The following is an 18,072-nucleotide window of genomic DNA, read 5'->3' as shown; positions in this document are numbered from 1 at the left end:
CACTTACTTGTCTTTAAAGTCTGACAAACAATGACTTATTACTTACAGCAAATTTCTGAGGCAGTGATTAAGCTGCCTTTTTAGCGCGTTTTGCACCGTATTTGGAACGTGACTGCTTACGGTCTTTAACACCTTGCAAGTCAAGTGAGCCACGCACAATGTGGTAACGAACACCTGGCAAATCCTTTACACGACCACCGCGGATCAACACAACTGAGTGTTCCTGGAGGTTATGGCCTTCACCACCAATGTATGAAATCACTTCAAAACCATTGGTTAAGCGTACTTTAGCTACTTTACGTAGCGCAGAGTTTGGCTTCTTAGGAGTTGTTGTATATACACGTGTGCATACACCACGACGCTGCGGGCTGTTTTGCAGCGCAGGACTTTTACTTTTAACGGTCAGCCGACTTCTTGGCTTGCGTAATAATTGATTAATTGTTGGCATAAATAGCTCGGTTAGTACTTCTTTGTTGCTTTCTTTAAGAAAATCAGTGGCTTATAAAACTCTAAGTCAAAAGACACTCTTATCTGAATCTGTAGAACTCAGCATTCTAGCTTGGTCAGCCTTTTCCGTCAACCTTCTTGGAAAAAACTGACCATTTATGCATAGAAATCCTGAATTAGCTTGGATCCGCCTCCCCAGCAGGTGCAACTACCTCAGCCTCAACTTCAACAGGCATATTGGAAATGGCATCCTCTTCAGCGGCAATCATTTGAGCGCGATCACGCTCGAATTGCTCTCTGACCTTGCGTGCACGGCGATATGCTAAGCCGGTACCAGCTGGGATCAGGCGACCAATAATGACGTTTTCCTTGAGGCCGCGCAATGTATCGGTCTTGCCCATAATGGCGGCTTCGGTCAATACACGGGTGGTTTCTTGGAAAGAAGCCGCTGAAATGAAGCTGTCGGTAGACAGAGATGCTTTGGTGATACCCAGTAATACGTTTTCAAACTGCGCTGGACGCTTACCTGCCGCAATCACCAAATCATTTGCATCATAGAGTTTTGAACGCTCAACTTGTTCACCGATGATGTAAGCAGTATCGCCACCATCTGTAATCTGCACGCGGCGCAACATCTGACGCACAATCACTTCAATGTGCTTGTCGTTAATCTTCACGCCCTGCAGACGGTAAACGTCTTGAACTTCATCAACGATGTAGATCGCCAATTCTTCAATGCCTCTTAAGGTCAAGATATCGTGTGGATCGGCTGGGCCTTCCACAATCATCTCGCCTTTATTAACAACTTGACCGTCGTGAACCAATACTTGCTTTTCTTTAACAATCAAGAACTCGTTTGCCTCACCATCCATATCAGTAATGACCAAACGCTGCTTACCTTTAGTTTCTTTACCGAAGGAAACTGTTCCAGTAACTTTAGCCAATACAGCAGCATCTTTTGGTGAGCGCGCTTCAAACAACTCAGCAACACGAGGTAAACCACCGGTAATATCGCGGGTTTTCTGTGACTCGATTGGAATACGCGCCAATACTTCACCAACTTCAACCTGTTGACCATCCTTAACAGTAATCAAAGCACCGACTTGCAAGCCAATGTTTACTGGATGATCAGTACCGGCGATCATGACTTCTTCGCCTTTAGCATCGATCAAGTTAATGAATGGACGAACGCCCTTGCTAGCAGCACTACGACGCTTACCGTCAATCACCACTAATGTGGAGAGGCCGGTTACTTCGTCAACCTGCTTAGCAACAGTTACGCCTTCTTCCACGTTATCAAAGCGAGCGATACCTGCGTACTCAGAGATGATTGGACGGGTTAATGGATCCCAGTTAGCTAAGCTTGCACCAGCTTTCACTGTGGCATCTTCTTTCAATAAAAGAGTCGCGCCGTAAGGAACTTTATGACGCTCGCGCTCACGGCCATTGTCATCCACGATCAAAGCTTCGCCAGAACGTGAAATCACGATCTGCTCACCCTTAGCGTTTTTAACAACCCGCATCGTTGCCGAGAATTTCAAAGTACCGTTTGATTTGGCTTCGATATTGCTGGCTACTAAGGCACGTGACGCTGCACCACCAATGTGGAAGGTACGCATAGTCAACTGTGTGCCTGGCTCACCGATAGACTGAGCAGCAATCACACCCACTGCCTCGCCTACGTTGACCAAACCACCTCGACCTAAATCACGTCCGTAGCACTTAGCGCACAAACCAAAGCGCGTTAAGCAAGACAACACGGTGCGAACTTTAACTTCATCAATTCCCAACGCAACGATTTTGTCCACATCATCTTCGTCAAGCAAAGTGTCATCGGCAACGATGACCTCTTGAGTATCTGGATGAACGATATCGCCGATACATACGCGGCCCAAAATACGATCACGCAATGCTTCGATGACTTCGCCGCCCTCAACTAGGGCCTTCATTGTTACGCCAGTAGTGGCACCGCAATCATCTTCAATAACAACAAGATCTTGCGTTACGTCACATAAACGACGTGTTAAGTAACCAGAGTTCGCAGTTTTGAGCGCGGTATCAGCCAAGCCTTTACGAGCACCGTGGGTTGAAATGAAGTACTGCAACACGTTCAAGCCTTCACGGAAGTTGGCTGTAATTGGAGTCTCAATGATTGAACCATCAGGCTTAGCCATCAGACCACGCATACCTGCCAACTGACGAATCTGCGCTGCAGATCCACGTGCACCCGAGTCCGCCATCATGTAGATAGAGTTAAAGGATTCTTGACGCACAGTTTTACCATTGCGGTCGAGCACGTCAACGTGTGACAACTCATCCATCATGGCTTTACCCACTTGGTCGCCTGCAGCACCCCAAATATCAACCACGTTGTTATAACGCTCTTGATTGGTTACGAGACCTGACATGAACTGCTTGTCATATTCTCTAACCTTGGTAGTAGCTTCAGAAATGATCCGCTCTTTAGAGGTAGGGATCAACATATCGTCGATCGCAACCGAGATACCGGCATTCGTAGCCAAGCGGAAACCAGACTGCAATAAGCGGTCAGCAAAGATCACTGTTTCACGCAGACCACACTTACGGAATGACGTGTTGATCAAACGTGAGATTTCCTTTTTCTTCAGGGGCTTATTGATTTCCTCAAAAGACATCCCTTTTGGCAGAATCTCTGACAAGATTGCACGGCCAACTGAGGTTTGGTAGATCTTGGTTTTTTCAGCAAAACGGGCATCGCCCTCTGCTTTTTTATCCACAATCTCAAACTCAGTAATACGTACGGCCACGCGTGAGGCCAACTCAACTTGACTTGCCTCGTATGCGCGCACGACTTCAGTAATGTTAGCGAAGACCATGCCCTCGCCTTTACCGTTGATCTTGTCGCGAGTAGCGTAATACAGACCCAACACCACGTCCTGAGAAGGAACAATAGAAGGCTCGCCGTTGGCTGGGAACAATACGTTATTCGAAGCCAACATCAATGTACGTGCTTCCATTTGCGCTTCGAGCGACAAAGGCACGTGAACAGCCATTTGGTCACCGTCAAAGTCAGCGTTAAATGCTGCGCAGACTAATGGATGTAATTGAATTGCTTTGCCTTCAATCAACATTGGCTCAAAAGCCTGAATACCAAGACGGTGCAATGTAGGCGCACGGTTCAGCATGATTGGATGCTCACGTATCACTTCTTCGAGAATGTCCCAAACAACTGGAGTCTGGCTTTCAACTTCTTTCTTAGCCGCTTTGATTGTTGTTGCAATGCCCAAGGTTTCGAGTTTGTTGTAAATAAATGGCTTGAATAATTCCAAAGCCATTAATTTTGGCAAGCCGCACTGATGTAATTTCAGTGTTGGGCCAACCACGATGACGGAACGACCTGAGTAGTCAACGCGCTTACCTAACAAGTTCTGACGGAAACGACCGCTCTTACCCTTAATCATCTCTGCCAAGGACTTCAACGGACGCTTATTCGCGCCAGTCATCGCCTTGCCGCGACGACCGTTATCGAGCAATGAGTCAACTGCTTCTTGCAACATCCGTTTTTCATTGCGAACAATGATCTCTGGTGCGCGCAACTCTAACAAGCGCTTTAAACGGTTGTTACGGTTAATCACGCGACGATAAAGATCATTCAAATCGGAAGTTGCAAAGCGTCCGCCATCCAATGGCACCAATGGGCGCAATTCAGGTGGCAATACTGGCAATACTTCCATGATCATCCAGTCAGGCTTAATTCCTGAAGTCTGGAACGCCTCGAGCACTTTTAAGCGCTTGGCATATTTCTTGATCTTGGCATCGCTACCAGTAGCTTTTAAGTCAGCACGAATCGTTTCAACTTCACGGTCGATATCAATCGAACGTAACAGGTCACGAATACCCTCAGCACCCATAATTGCTGTGAAAGCACCATCGCCATACTCTTCAGTCTTGGCAATGTACTCATCTTCGGACATGATCTGACCACGCTTCATAGCGCCTTCAGGAGTCAAGCCAGCATCAACAACAACATAGGCTTCAAAGTACAGAACCCGTTCGATATCCCGCAAGGTCATATCGAGCACCATACCCAAGCGGGATGGCAAAGACTTTAGGAACCAAATGTGGGCAACCGGGGCTGCCAACTCAATGTGTCCCATACGCTCGCGACGTACTTTTGCGAGAGTAACTTCAACGCCACACTTCTCGCAGATTACTCCGCGAAACTTTAAGCGCTTGTATTTACCGCATAGGCACTCGTAGTCTTTAGTTGGTCCAAAAATTTTGGCACAAAAGAGACCATCACGCTCGGGCTTAAACGTCCGATAGTTGATGGTTTCTGGTTTGCGAACTTCACCAAAAGACCATGAGCGAATTTTCTCAGGAGATGCGAGACCAATTTTGATGACATCAAACTGCTCTTCGCCCTGCGTTTGCTTAAATAAATCGAGCAATGCTTTCATATCAGTTGCGCTCCATATCAATGTCAATACCCAACGAACGGATCTCTTTTACGAGTACGTTGAAGGATTCGGGCATGCCAGCATCAATCGTGTGCTCGCCCTTAACGATGTTTTCATATACCTTGGTACGGCCTGTGACGTCATCGGACTTCACTGTCAGCATTTCCTGCAGAACATAAGAAGCACCGTATGCCTCGAGAGCCCAAACTTCCATCTCACCAAAGCGCTGACCACCAAACTGGGCTTTTCCGCCCAATGGCTGCTGCGTAACTAAAGAGTAAGGTCCGGTTGAACGCGCGTGCATCTTGTCATCGACCAAATGGTGGAGCTTCAAGACGTGCATGACACCGACAGTGACTGGACGCTCAAACTGATCACCAGTACGACCATCGCAAAGAATCATTTGCTGACGGGAAGGCGTCATCTTCAAAGAAGTTGCAACTTCGTCTGGATAAGCCAACTCGAGCATTCTGCTAATTTCTGCTTCAGTGGCACCGTCAAATACTGGTGTAGCAAATGGCAGACCTTGGCGAAGATTCTCGGCCAAAACCGTGATTTGCTCGTCTGAGAAGTTGTCGATATCCTCAATACGGCCTGTTTCGTTGTAAAGCTGCTTTAGGAACTTACGCAGTTCTGCTTGCTTGGCTTGTTCACGAACCATTTCGTCGATACGCTTACCAATACCCTGAGCAGCCCAACCTAAGTGGGTTTCCAGAATCTGACCTACGTTCATGCGGGATGGAACACCCAATGGATTCAATACGATATCAACTGGACGACCGTCAGCCATAAATGGCATATCTTCGGCAGGCGCAATTTTAGAAACCACCCCTTTATTACCGTGACGACCGGCCATCTTGTCACCAGGTTGCAAGCGGCGCTTAACGGCTAAATACACCTTAACCATCTTCGTTACGCCAGGCTGCAGATCATCGCCTTGAGTCAGTTTAGTGCGCTTCTCTTCAAAAGCCTCATCAAACTGTTTACGCTTAGCTTCGATAGAAGATTTAATTGCTTCTACTTGCGAGGCAACATCGTCATCTGCAGGGCGCACATCAAACCAGTGGTATTTATCAAGATCGGCAAGGTATTCTTTTTCGATCTTGCTGCCTTTGGCTAACTTCTGTGGTCCACCGTTAGCAACCTTACCAAGCAAGAGCTTTTCTAAACGCATGAAGGCATCGCCCTCAACAATGCGCAACTGGTCATTTAAGTCCAAGCGATAACGCTGTAACTCTTCTTGAATAATTGCTTGCGCACGTGCATCGCGCTCAATACCTTCACGAGTAAAGACCTGAACATCAATGACAGTACCAATCATTCCTGATGGAACGCGCAAAGAAGTATCTTTTACATCAGATGCTTTTTCACCAAAGATCGCACGGAGTAATTTCTCTTCTGGTGTGAGAGTTGTTTCACCCTTTGGAGTCACTTTACCAACCAATACGTCGCCAGCTTCAACTTCCGCACCAATGTAAACAATACCGCTTTCATCTAAACGGGAGAGTTGTGACTCTGCCAAGTTAGAAATATCGCGAGTAATTTCTTCGGAACCGAGCTTGGTATCACGCGCAACAACCGACAACTCTTCAATATGAATCGAAGTGTAGCGATCATCAGCAACGACTTTTTCAGAGATTAAAATCGAATCCTCGAAGTTGTAGCCGTTCCATGGCATAAATGCCACAGTCATGTTTTGACCAAGGGCCAACTCACCCAAATCGGTAGATGCACCGTCTCCAACCACGTCACCACGCTCAACGCGATCACCAACTTTGACGATAGGGCGCTGATTGATATTGGTATTTTGGTTTGAGCGGGTGTATTTGATGAGGTTATAAATATCAACACCAACTTCACCGGCAGCAGTTTCATCGTCGTTCACGCGAATCACAACACGATTTGCATCCACGTAATCAACAATACCGCCACGGCTTGCCAACACTACTGTGCCAGAGTCAACTGCAACAATACGCTCTAAGCCCGTACCAACCAACGGCTTATCAGGACGCAAGCAAGGAACCGCTTGACGCTGCATGTTCGCACCCATCAAAGCACGGTTAGCATCATCATGCTCTAAGAATGGCACAAGCGAAGCAGCCGCAGAGACGATCTGGCTAGGAGCAACGTCAATGAAATCAACGCGCTCTGGGCTAACCATCAATGTTTCACCCGCTTGACGCGCTGAAACCAATTCATCAGCCAATTTACCGCTGCTATCGATTGTGGCGTTAGCCTGAGCAATGATGTACTTTGCCTCTTCAATAGCGGAGAGATACATGACCTCATCACTCACTTTGCTGTTGGCAACTTTACGATAAGGCGTCTCTAAGAAACCATGCTCATTCAAACGCGCAAATAACGCGAGTGAGTTGATCAGACCAATGTTTGGTCCTTCTGGAGTTTCAATTGGGCAAACACGACCGTAATGGGTTGGATGCACGTCGCGCACTTCGAAGCCTGCGCGCTCACGTGTTAAACCACCAGGTCCCAGTGCGGAAATACGACGCTTGTGCGTGATCTCTGACAATGGGTTTGTTTGGTCCATAAACTGGGATAGCTGTGAAGAACCGAAGAACTCACGAATCGCCGATGAAATAGGCTTGCTGTTAATCAAGTCATGCGGCATGAGGTTTTCAGTTTCGGCTTGGCCGAGACGTTCTTTCACTGCACGCTCAACACGTGACAAACCAGCGCGGAATTGATTCTCTGCTAACTCACCAACGCAACGTACGCGACGATTGCCTAAGTGATCGATATCATCCACCTCGCCTTTACCGTTACGCAAGTCTACGAGCAACTTAATAGTCTCGAGAATATCTTCATTCGAGAGGACCATGAGGCCTTCCATCTCAGCGCGGCCGAGACGGCTATTTACCTTCATACGACCAACACGAGATAAGTCGTAACTATCTTCGTTGTAGAACAGGCGCTGGAACAAAGCTTCAACCGCATCTTCTGTTGGAGGCTCGCCAGGACGCATCATGCGATAGATGGCAATACGGGCAGCCATTTGATCAGCAGTTTCATCAGTGCGAAGAGTCTGGGAAATATAAGCACCAGAATCTAAATCATTGGTGTAGATGGTTTCCAATTGCTTGATACCAGCATCACGTAATGTTGCCAATAACTCTTCAGTGATCTCATCGTTAGCGTAAGCCAAAATTTCACCAGAATCTGGATCAATAATGTTGCGCGCTACTACACGACCAATCAGGTAGTCATCTGGCACGATGATGTTCTTGGTTTTTGCAGCTTCGAGTTCGCGAATATGTTTTGCGTTAATACGCTTGTCTTTTTGAATGACGACAACGCCATTCTTATCGAGCACATCAAAATTGGCTACCTGGCCGCGTAAGCGCTCAGGGATAAATTCCATGGAAGCGCCATTGGCACTCAGTGAGAAGTTATCAAAATTGAAGAAGTTCGACAGAATCTGTTCGTTGTTTAAGCCAATTGCTTTAAGCAAAATGGTGACGGGCATCTTGCGACGGCGGTCAACACGGAAATACAAAATGTCTTTTGGATCAAACTCGAAATCTAACCATGAACCACGGTAAGGAATAATGCGAGCAGAGAACAACAACTTACCAGAACTGTGGGTTTTGCCTTTATCGTGCTCAAAGAACACGCCTGGGGAACGATGCAACTGAGAAACGATCACGCGCTCAGTGCCGTTAATTACAAAAGAACCGTTATCTGTCATGAGCGGAATTTCGCCCATGTAAACTTCGCTCTCTTTAACTTCTTTTACCTTGGTAGGCGCTTCGCGATCATAAATGATCAAGCGAACTTTAGCGCGCAAGGCAGAGTGATAGGTGTAACCACGTTGCTGACACTCTTTAACGTCAAACGGTGGTTGTGCCAATTGATAAGATACATACTCCATGCGTGCGTAACCGTTGTTAGACACGATTGGAAATGCAGATGTGAATGCTGCTTGAAGGCCTTCGGTCAGGCGCGACATTACTGGCTTTTCGGCCTGTAAGAATTTAGCGTAAGACTCGAGCTGGGTTGCAATCAGGTACGGAACCTGGTGATTATTTACTCGCTTAGCAAAGCTTTTACGGACTCGCTTGCGTTCGGTGAAGCTATAGTTCATTCTATCTCCGAATTCAGCGACTGTACAAAGATTTGGCGGTTGGCCACTACCAACCACTGGCGGACAACACTAAGCCTTGGGCATAGTGTCCGACCAAACTTGCAATCTGCAGTCGTATCAGAAGGCAAACCCGATTTCAATTAAAAATGAAATCGGGTTTGACCACTAATGGTCAAACCCAACATTACTAATACCCCTGTTACGGGTGTATTAGTTAAGTTCTTATTACTTGAGTTCTGCTTTAGCGCCAGCTTCTTCGAGCTTCTTCTTAGCTTCTTCAGCAGTTTTCTTGTCAACAGCTTCCTTGATTGGCTTTGGTGCGCCATCAACCAAGTCTTTAGCTTCTTTGAGGCCAAGACCAGTGATTTCACGAACAGCTTTAATTACTGAAACCTTGTTTACGCCAACTTCGACCAAGTTCACAGTAAATTCTGTCTGCTCTTCAGCAGCTGCACCACCACCGGCACCAGCGGGACCAGCAACAGCCATCGCTGCAGCGGATACGCCAAACTTTTCTTCGAATGCCTTAACCAGATCATTCAGATCCATAACAGACATGCTACCTACTGCATCAATAATTTCTTCTTTAGTAATCGCCATTTTTAGCTCCTAATACTTAAATAGTTAATCTGTCGCTTATTCAGCGGCAGGGGTTTCGTTTGCTTCTGGGGCTGCGGCTGCAGGCTCTGCACTTGCTTCGGGAGCAGCTGTTTCGGCAACTGCCTCAGCAACAACTTCTGCTGGGGCTACTGCAACTTCAGCAACTTCGGCTTCAGGTGCGGCAACTGGAGCGGGTGCTCCTTCTGCCTTTTGTGCTGCTACTGCGCCCAATACACGCGCCATTGCAGATACAGGGGCCAACATGACACCCAACAACTGAGATAACAACTCGTCGCGGCTTGGAATAGACGCGAGAGACTTTACGCCTGCCACATCTAACAGTTTTCCGTTATATAAACCAGCGGTAATGACTAGCTTGTCTTGAGTTTTAGCAAAGTTCTGCAATACTTTTGCCGAGGCAATTGGATCAGCAGAGATGCCATAAATCAAGGGGCCAACCATCGAATCAGCAAGAGGCTCAAACGGTGTACCTTGTGCTGCACGGCGTGCCAGTGTGTTCTTCAAAACTCGAAGGTAAACACCTTGGTCACGTGCGCTAGCACGAAGCTTTGTCAACTGCTCTACTGGAATACCACGGTATTCAGCGAGCACGACTGTTTGTGCCCCAGCCAACTGAGCGCCGACATCAGCAACAATCGCTTTTTTGTCTTGTACATTCAAAGGCATGGTTCAACTCCATAAAAACCAACCGTTTCCAGTTGGGGTTAATTACCAGCGTCTGATTCTTCAGTTACAAGAAAATCTTGCAAAATCTGTTCAGGGTCGCCATCTGCGTTGGCTATTACTTTCGTAACAATTAAGAATTCACCCTTACAAGCTGTAAATTCACCAACGGTCTTTGATGTTCGACTCCCTCATAAAAGAGAAAGTCGACCCAAAGTTCTTTTTTGCTACAAGCCCTTATTAAGCTGCCTGTAACGATGCTTGGTCTACACGTACGCCTGCACCCATGGTGCTGCTTACGGCAACTTTTCTTAAATAAATACCTTTTGATGCAGGTGGCTTCGCTTTGTTCAATGCATCGAGCAACGCCAATAAATTGGACTTCAATGCTGCTGACTCAAATGAGCGACGACCAATACTGGCATGCACGATACCGGCTTTGTCCACGCGGAACTGAACTTGACCTGCTTTAGCGTTTTTAACAGCAGTAGCTACGTCAGGCGTTACTGTTCCTACTTTTGGATTTGGCATCAAGCCACGTGGGCCTAACACTTGACCTAAGGTACCGACAATCTTCATTGTGTCTGGAGATGCGATCAAAATGTCAAAGTCGATTTTGCCGCCTTTAATTTGCTCGGCGAGCTCTTCCATGCCAACAATTTCGGCGCCAGCAGCTTTTGCTTGTTCCGCTTTTTCGCCCTGAGCAAAAACCGCTACACGCACATGCTTACCAGTACCTGCTGGCAATACCACTGCGCCACGCACAACTTGGTCAGATTTCTTGGCATCGATACCCAATTGAACTGCAACATCAATGGACTCATCGAATTTTGCTGTTGCGCACTCTTTAACAAGGTTCAACGCATCATCTAATGCGTAAAACTTGTTATGGTCAACTTTGGATTCGATTGCTTTTAAACGTTTAGATAATTTAGTCATGATTAGAGACCTTCCACAGTGATGCCCATGGAGCGGGCGCTACCAGCGATTGTTCTTACAGCTGCATCCATATCGGCTGCTGTCAAATCTGGCATTTTTGCTTTGGCAATTTCTTCAGCCTGGGCACGGGTAATTTTTCCAACCTTATCGGTATGGGGACGTGGTGAACCTTTTTCAATCTTGGCGGCCTTTTTAATCATGATGGTCGCTGGAGGCGTCTTCATGATGAAAGTGAAGCTCTTATCAGCAAACGCTGTAATCACAACAGGAATTGGAAGGCCTGGCTCCATGCTCTGGGTTTGAGCATTGAACGCCTTACAGAATTCCATAATATTGAGGCCACGTTGACCCAATGCTGGACCAACAGGTGGTGATGGATTTGCTTTGCCGGCAGGAATCTGCAGCTTAATAAAGCCAATAATCTTTTTTGCCATAACTTGCTCCTTAAAGCGCGTCAAACCTGATTAGATAAGACCGCCGTTGAGTAAACGCTTCGCTAGTTTTTTGGCTTACTAGCTTGGCTCCTCGGTTAACTACTAACCAATAAATACAACTATTTAATAACTTCCGCTTTTAACTATTCGTTAAAAGTGAAGCTTTATTACATTTTTTCAACCTGGCCGAACTCCAATTCGACTGGAGTACCGCGACCGAAGATTGTAACAGAAACGCGCAATCTTGACTTCTCGTAATTGACTTCTTCAATATTTCCGTTGAAATCAATAAATGGGCCTTCTTTAACACGCACAATCTCGCCTACCTCAAATAAGGTCTTAGGCTTAGGCTTATCAACCCCAGCCTGCATTTGATCCATGATCTTTGATACTTCAGCGGTAGAAATTGGGCTTGGACGATTTCGTACGCCACCGACAAATCCAGTCACTTTTGGTGTGTTCTTCACCAAGTGCCAACTCTCGTCAGTCATTTCCATCTCTATCAAGACATAGCCTGGGAAGAAGCGACGCTCAGAAACCGATTTTTGTCCGGACTTGATCTCCACTACTTCCTCGGAAGGCACCAGAATGCGGCCAAATTTCTCAGCCATTCCTGAGCGGCTAATCCGCTCCTCTAGACCTTTTTTGACGCTTTTTTCCATGCCAGAATATGCGTGAATAACATACCAACGCATATTTCCTGTTGCTTGTGGATTTATTGCTAATTCAGTATCAGTCATTTTTTACTCACTTCCAGCCCAGAAAGACTGAAAAAACTAGCCATTCAATTAATTTATCTGCCGCCCATAAAAATAAGGACATGATCAGGACAAAACCAAATACAACTAAAGTCATTTGGGTAGTCTCTTTGCGAGTAGGCCAAACAACTTTCTTTACTTCATATATAGAATCTTTTGCGTAAGAGATGAAACGACGTCCTTCTGGCGAAATCACCACAATAAGAACAGCAACAGCAATACCACCAAACAAAACCGCCAGGCGAACCAACATAGATTGATCGGCCAGCGTGTAGTAAAGAACTAACGCACCGACAACGACCAAAGCAGCGAGTCCAGAGACCCAGCTGCTTTTTCCTTCAGTTTGACTTGCAGTTTGTTGAGACATTTTGCTTTCGGTTCAAATCGTGGCAGGGGCGGAGGGCATCGAACCCCCAACCTTTGGTTTTGGAGACCAACGCTCTGCCAATTGAGCTACACCCCTATTTTCTACTAATTAAGCCAAAATCTTCGCAACCACACCAGCGCCTACAGTACGGCCACCTTCGCGGATTGCAAAACGTAAACCTTCTTCCATCGCAATTGGCGCGATGAGTTTAACGGTAATAGAGACGTTATCGCCTGGCATCACCATTTCTTTGTCTTTTGGCAACTCGATCGAACCTGTTACGTCCGTAGTACGGAAGTAAAACTGGGGACGATAGTTGTTAAAGAATGGGGTATGACGGCCACCTTCATCTTTACCCAAGATATATACCTCGGCAGTAAAGTGGGTGTGTGGCGTAATGGAACCTGGCTTAGCCAATACTTGGCCACGCTCAACTTCTTCACGCTTAGTGCCGCGCAACAAGATACCCACGTTATCGCCAGCTTGACCTTGGTCGAGCAATTTGCGGAACATCTCTACGCCAGTACAAGTAGTCTTTAGTGTTGGCTTGATACCGATGATTTCGATTTCTTCGCCGACTTTAACGATACCGCGCTCAATACGGCCTGTTACTACAGTACCGCGACCGGAGATCGAGAACACATCTTCTACTGGCATCAAGAACGCACCGTCAACTGCACGCTCTGGAGTTGGAATAAAAGTATCTAATGCTTCAGCCAATTTCATGATGGCTTCTTTACCCAATGGGCCTTCGTCGCCTTCTAAAGCTAACTTAGCAGAACCACGCACGATTGGGGTGTCATCACCAGGGAACTTGTACTTAGATAAAAGCTCGCGCACTTCCATTTCAACGAGCTCTAACAACTCTTCGTCATCAACCATGTCGCATTTGTTGAGGAACACGATGATGTAAGGAACACCTACTTGGCGTGCCAAGAGGATATGTTCACGAGTTTGTGGCATAGGACCGTCAGCAGCAGAACATACCAAAATTGCGCCGTCCATTTGGGCCGCGCCAGTAATCATGTTCTTAACGTAGTCAGCGTGTCCTGGGCAATCCACGTGTGCGTAGTGACGGTTCGCTGTCTCGTACTCTACGTGGGCAGTATTAATCGTAATACCACGGGCTTTTTCTTCTGGAGCAGCATCGATCTGATCGTAGGCTTTGGCTTCGCCGCCAAACTGTTTAGAGAGCACGGTTGCAATCGCTGCAGTTAAGGTGGTTTTACCGTGGTCAACGTGACCAATAGTACCTACGTTTACGTGCGGTTTTGTCCGCTCAAACTTTTCTTTTGCCATTTTTTTGTCTGCCTTTAGTTAACTCTTAAACCAACACATGAAATATACAATTTACAAATCTAAACATGGTGCCCATGGGCAGGATCGAACTGCCGACCTCTCCCTTACCAAGGGAGTGCTCTACCACTGAGCCACATGGGCCAAAATTCATTATCAACAAATTCTGGAGCGGGATAAGAGAATCGAACTCTTGACCGAAGATTGGAAATCTGCTGTTTTACCATTAAACTAATCCCGCACATCTGGTGGAGGGGGTAGGATTCGAACCTACGTAGGCATAGCCAACAGATTTACAGTCTGCCTCCTTTAGCCGCTCGGACACCCCTCCGTAAACCCAATATTCTGTCATTTTCCGGTATTGCTGTCAATCTCATACGCTGCGCACAAGCAAAAACGCCCAGACCTGTATGGTCTGGGCGTGTTGCATTGGTGCCCGGCAGTTACCTACTTTCACACGGGTAATCCGCACTATCATCGGCGTAGAATCGTTTCACTGTCCTGTTCGGGATGGGAAGGAGTGGTTCCAATTCGCTATGGTCACCGGGCGTAGAGGGTTGAGCTGTTGATAAATCAACAGCTCTATTTGAGTAAGCATGTAATTTGAGTTGCGATTAAATCTGGCAAACATCCAACACAATAGTGCTGGTTATAGGATCAAGCCTAACGGGCAATTAGTATCGGTTAGCTCAATGCATTACTGCACTTACACACCCGACCTATCAACGTTGTGGTCTTCAACGACCCTTTATGTAGGTTAAACCTACGGGAGATCTCATCTTCAGGCAAGTTTCCCGCTTAGATGCTTTCAGCGGTTATCTCTTCCGTACATAGCTACCCTGCGATGCTTCTGGCGAAACAACAGGTACACCAGCGGTACGTCCACTCCGGTCCTCTCGTACTAGGAGCAGCCCCCGTCAAATCTCCAACGCCCATGGCAGATAGGGACCAAACTGTCTCACGACGTTTTAAACCCAGCTCACGTACCTCTTTAAATGGCGAACAGCCATACCCTTGGGACCGGCTACAGCCCCAGGATGAGATGAGCCGACATCGAGGTGCCAAACACCGCCGTCGATATGAACTCTTGGGCGGTATCAGCCTGTTATCCCCAGAGTACCTTTTATCCGTTGAGCGATGGCCCTTCCATACAGAACCACCGGATCACTATGACCTGCTTTCGCACCTGCTCGACTTGTCGGTCTCGCAGTTAAGCACGCTTTTGCCATTGCACTTTAGGTACGATGTCCGACCGTACCAAGCGTACCTTCGTACTCCTCCGTTACACTTTGGGAGGAGACCGCCCCAGTCAAACTGCCTACCATGCACTGTTCCCGACCCAGATAATGGGCCAAGGTTAGAATCTCAAACAAACCAGGGTGGTATTTCAAGGTTGGCTCCAGCGGAACTAGCATCCCGCTTTCAACGCCTCCCACCTATCCTACACAGACCGGTTCAAAATTCAATGCAAAGCTACAGTAAAGGTTCATGGGGTCTTTCCGTCTAGCCACGGGTAGATTGCATCATCACAAACATTTCAACTTCGCTGAGTCTCAGGAGGAGACAGTGTGGCCATCGTTACTCCATTCGTGCAGGTCGGAACTTACCCGACAAGGAATTTCGCTACCTTAGGACCGTTATAGTTACGGCCGCCGTTTACTGGGACTTCAATCAAGAGCTTGCACCCCATCATTTAATCTTCCAGCACCGGGCAGGAGTCACACCCTATACGTCCACTTTCGTGTTTGCAGAGTGCTGTGTTTTTATTAAACAGTCGCAGCCACCTTTTTATTGCAACCCTATCGTCCTCCCCTTGTACAGGGTCAAACTACGAGGGCGTACCTTATCCCGAAGTTACGGTACAAATTTGCCGAGTTCCTTCTCCTGAGTTCTCTCAAGCGCCTTAGAATACTCATCTCGCCCACCTGTGTCGGTTTGCGGTACGGTCTTGTTAGACTGAAGCTTAGAGGCTTTTCTTGGAACCACTTCCAATTGCTTCGCGAATAAATTCGCTCGTCTCACGCCCTTGAATTACGCTACCGGATTTACCTAATAGCCATCTCCAACGCAAGAACCGGGACTTCCAACACCCGGACAACTTTCCGCGATCCGTCCCCCCATCGCATCTAACAATGGTCAAGGAATATTAACCTTGTTCCCATCAGCTACGCATCTCTGCCTCGCCTTAGGGGCCGACTCACCCTGTTCCGATGAACGTTGAACAGGAAACCTTGGGCTTACGGCGAGGGGGCTTTTCACCCCCTTTATCGCTACTCATGTCAGCATTCGCACTTCTGATACCTCCAGCATCCTTTACAAGACACCTTCACAGGCTTACAGAACGCTCTCCTACCATCACATTGCTGTGATCCGCAGCTTCGGTTATATGCTTAGCCCCGTTACATCTTCCGCGCAGGACGACTCGATCAGTGAGCTATTACGCTTTCTTTAAAGGATGGCTGCTTCTAAGCCAACCTCCTGACTGTTTTAGCCTTCCCACTTCGTTTCCCACTTAGCATATATTAGGGACCTTAGCTGGCGGTCTGGGTTGTTTCCCTCTTGACACCGGACGTTAGCACCCGATGTCTGTCTCCCGTGCTTGCACTTGTAGGTATTCGGAGTTTGCTATGGCGCAGTAATCCGCAATGGACCCCACTACCATGACAGTGCTCTACCCCCTACAGTGATACACGAGGCACTACCTAAATAGTTTTCGGAGAGAACCAGCTATTTCCAGTTTTGTTTAGCCTTTCACCCCTATCCACAGCTCATCCCCTAACTTTTCAACGTTAGTGGGTTCGGTCCTCCAGTACGTGTTACCGCACCTTCAACCTGGCCATGGATAGATCAACTGGTTTCGGGTCTACACCCAGCAACTAACGCCCTATTCGGACTCGCTTTCGCTACGCCTTCCCTATTCGGTTAAGCTTGCTACTGAATGTAAGTCGCTGACCCATTATACAAAAGGTACGCAGTCACCCCTTACGAGGCTCCTACTGTTTGTATGCACACAATTTCAGGATCTATTTCACTCCCCTCCCGGGGTTCTTTTCGCCTTTCCCTCACGGTACTTGTTCACTATCGGTCGATTACGAGTATTTAGCCTTGGAGGATGGTCCCCCCATATTCAGACAGGATTTCACGTGTCCCGCCCTACTTGTCTCTAGCCTAGTACCACTCAATAATTTTCACATACGGGACTATCACCCTTTATTGTTGGACTTTCCATTCCATTCTGTTAATTACTGAGATATCACTAGAAGGCTGTTCCCATTTCGCTCGCCACTACTCTGGGAATCTCGGTTGATGTCTTTTCCTCTCGCTACTTAGATGTTTCAGTTCACGAGGTTCGCTTCTCATACCCTATGTATTCAGGTATGGATACCACAAAAGTGGTGGGTTTCCCCATTCAGAAATCCCCGGATCAAAGCTTATTTACCAGCTCCCCGGGGCTTATCGCAGGTTATAACGTCTTTCGTCGCCTGTAATCGCCAAGGCATCCATCATGTGCACTTATTCACTTGATCCTATAACGAGCACCATTGCTAGTAACCGTTACAGGTTTTTACTTCTACTTCTGACATGTTTGCCGTAATCCAAACTGTAAGTACTTGTTAAAAGAACTTGTAAAAACTCGTTTGTTATTACTGATTGATGATTCAATCTTTACCCTTATTACATTGTCTAATGTCCTCTCAAAGAAACATTAGACACTTTGCTTACTCAAATTTTTAAAGAACAGCCATAAATGGCAAAACTAAACAATTAAATGTTCGCTTAGTTTTGACATTTAGATGATGGTGGAGGATGACGGGATCGAACCGACGACCCCCTGCTTGCAAAGCAGGTGCTCTCCCAGCTGAGCTAATCCCCCAACGTCCCACTAAGTTTGTTTCTGGCTGGTGGTGGGTCTGGTAGGACTTGAACCTACGACCCCTGCGTTATCAACACAGTGCTCTAACCAGCTGAGCTACAGACCCGTGGCTTTTATTGTCAACCGATAAGT

The 18,072-nt window shown here is 47.1% G+C and carries 9 protein-coding genes, 6 tRNA genes, 2 rRNA genes and 1 pseudogene; all 18 read right to left on the bottom strand.

The window, feature by feature from the left end:
- Nucleotides 1-67: 67 nt before the first annotated feature.
- On the bottom strand, nt 68-448 hold the full coding sequence (gene rpsL, locus CP950_RS05875) for a 30S ribosomal protein S12 (RefSeq protein WP_062307031.1): 381 nt from the start codon (nt 446-448) through the stop codon (nt 68-70).
- Nucleotides 449-623: 175 nt separating this feature from the next.
- On the bottom strand, nt 624-4,886 hold the full coding sequence (rpoC, locus tag CP950_RS05870) for a DNA-directed RNA polymerase subunit beta' (RefSeq protein ID WP_096673301.1): 4,263 nt from the start codon (nt 4,884-4,886) through the stop codon (nt 624-626).
- A 1-nt stretch (nt 4,887) separates the two neighbouring features.
- Nucleotides 4,888-8,988, bottom strand: coding sequence for a DNA-directed RNA polymerase subunit beta (gene rpoB / locus CP950_RS05865; protein WP_096673299.1), 4,101 nt, complete (start codon nt 8,986-8,988; stop codon nt 4,888-4,890).
- 225 nt (nt 8,989-9,213) lie between these two features.
- Nucleotides 9,214-9,588, bottom strand: a complete 375-nt coding sequence (gene rplL, locus CP950_RS05860; RefSeq protein ID WP_096673297.1) for a 50S ribosomal protein L7/L12 — start codon at nt 9,586-9,588, stop codon at nt 9,214-9,216.
- Between the two features lie 168 nt (nt 9,589-9,756).
- Nucleotides 9,757-10,275: pseudogene (gene rplJ, locus CP950_RS05855) on the bottom strand (50S ribosomal protein L10); the annotation flags it as partial.
- A 237-nt stretch (nt 10,276-10,512) separates the two neighbouring features.
- The gene (gene rplA / locus CP950_RS05850; protein WP_096673293.1) at nt 10,513-11,211 is read right to left on the bottom strand and encodes a 50S ribosomal protein L1; all 699 of its coding nucleotides are present in this window, start codon (nt 11,209-11,211) and stop codon (nt 10,513-10,515) included.
- Nucleotides 11,212-11,213: 2 nt separating this feature from the next.
- Entirely contained in the window at nt 11,214-11,645 is a 432-nt protein-coding gene (gene rplK, locus CP950_RS05845) for a 50S ribosomal protein L11 (protein ID WP_011901890.1), read from the bottom strand.
- A gap of 167 nt (nt 11,646-11,812) precedes the next feature.
- A complete protein-coding gene (nusG, locus tag CP950_RS05840) occupies nt 11,813-12,385 on the bottom strand; it encodes a transcription termination/antitermination protein NusG (RefSeq protein ID WP_096673291.1) in 573 nt (190 codons plus the stop codon).
- A gap of 7 nt (nt 12,386-12,392) precedes the next feature.
- The gene (secE, locus tag CP950_RS05835) at nt 12,393-12,770 is read right to left on the bottom strand and encodes a preprotein translocase subunit SecE (RefSeq protein ID WP_096673289.1); all 378 of its coding nucleotides are present in this window, start codon (nt 12,768-12,770) and stop codon (nt 12,393-12,395) included.
- Between the two features lie 20 nt (nt 12,771-12,790).
- Nucleotides 12,791-12,866 (bottom strand) — tRNA-Trp (locus CP950_RS05830).
- A 12-nt stretch (nt 12,867-12,878) separates the two neighbouring features.
- Nucleotides 12,879-14,069 carry an elongation factor Tu gene (gene tuf / locus CP950_RS05825; protein ID WP_096673287.1) on the bottom strand — a complete coding sequence of 397 codons (1,191 nt, stop codon included), beginning with the start codon at nt 14,067-14,069 and terminating at the stop codon, nt 12,879-12,881.
- Between the two features lie 66 nt (nt 14,070-14,135).
- A tRNA-Thr gene (locus tag CP950_RS05820) sits at nt 14,136-14,210 on the bottom strand.
- Between the two features lie 23 nt (nt 14,211-14,233).
- A tRNA-Gly gene (locus CP950_RS05815) sits at nt 14,234-14,307 on the bottom strand.
- A 5-nt stretch (nt 14,308-14,312) separates the two neighbouring features.
- Nucleotides 14,313-14,397 (bottom strand) — tRNA-Tyr (locus CP950_RS05810).
- A 103-nt stretch (nt 14,398-14,500) separates the two neighbouring features.
- Nucleotides 14,501-14,614, bottom strand: a 5S ribosomal RNA gene (gene rrf / locus CP950_RS05805).
- A gap of 105 nt (nt 14,615-14,719) precedes the next feature.
- Nucleotides 14,720-17,593, bottom strand: a 23S ribosomal RNA gene (locus tag CP950_RS05800).
- A gap of 271 nt (nt 17,594-17,864) precedes the next feature.
- Nucleotides 17,865-17,940, bottom strand: a tRNA-Ala gene (locus tag CP950_RS05795).
- 29 nt (nt 17,941-17,969) lie between these two features.
- Nucleotides 17,970-18,046 (bottom strand) — tRNA-Ile (locus tag CP950_RS05790).
- Between the last annotated feature and the right edge of the window lie 26 nt (nt 18,047-18,072).

This window comes from Polynucleobacter meluiroseus (assembly GCF_900205755.1).
Lineage (GTDB): Bacteria > Pseudomonadota > Gammaproteobacteria > Burkholderiales > Burkholderiaceae > Polynucleobacter > Polynucleobacter meluiroseus.
The sequence above is the reverse complement of the archived record's forward strand: the minus strand, read 5'-3'. Positions and strand labels throughout refer to the sequence as shown.

Coding starts and splice junctions, on each gene's coding strand:
- secE (WP_096673289.1), bottom strand. CDS start 12,770: ATGTCTCAACAAACTGCAAGTCAAACTGAAGGAAAAAGCAGCTGGGTC.
- rplA (WP_096673293.1), bottom strand. CDS start 11,211: ATGACTAAATTATCTAAACGTTTAAAAGCAATCGAATCCAAAGTTGAC.
- rpsL (WP_062307031.1), bottom strand. CDS start 448: ATGCCAACAATTAATCAATTATTACGCAAGCCAAGAAGTCGGCTGACC.
- nusG (WP_096673291.1), bottom strand. CDS start 12,385: ATGACTGATACTGAATTAGCAATAAATCCACAAGCAACAGGAAATATG.
- rpoC (WP_096673301.1), bottom strand. CDS start 4,886: ATGAAAGCATTGCTCGATTTATTTAAGCAAACGCAGGGCGAAGAGCAG.
- rplL (WP_096673297.1), bottom strand. CDS start 9,588: ATGGCGATTACTAAAGAAGAAATTATTGATGCAGTAGGTAGCATGTCT.
- rpoB (WP_096673299.1), bottom strand. CDS start 8,988: ATGAACTATAGCTTCACCGAACGCAAGCGAGTCCGTAAAAGCTTTGCT.
- rplK (WP_011901890.1), bottom strand. CDS start 11,645: ATGGCAAAAAAGATTATTGGCTTTATTAAGCTGCAGATTCCTGCCGGC.
- tuf (WP_096673287.1), bottom strand. CDS start 14,069: ATGGCAAAAGAAAAGTTTGAGCGGACAAAACCGCACGTAAACGTAGGT.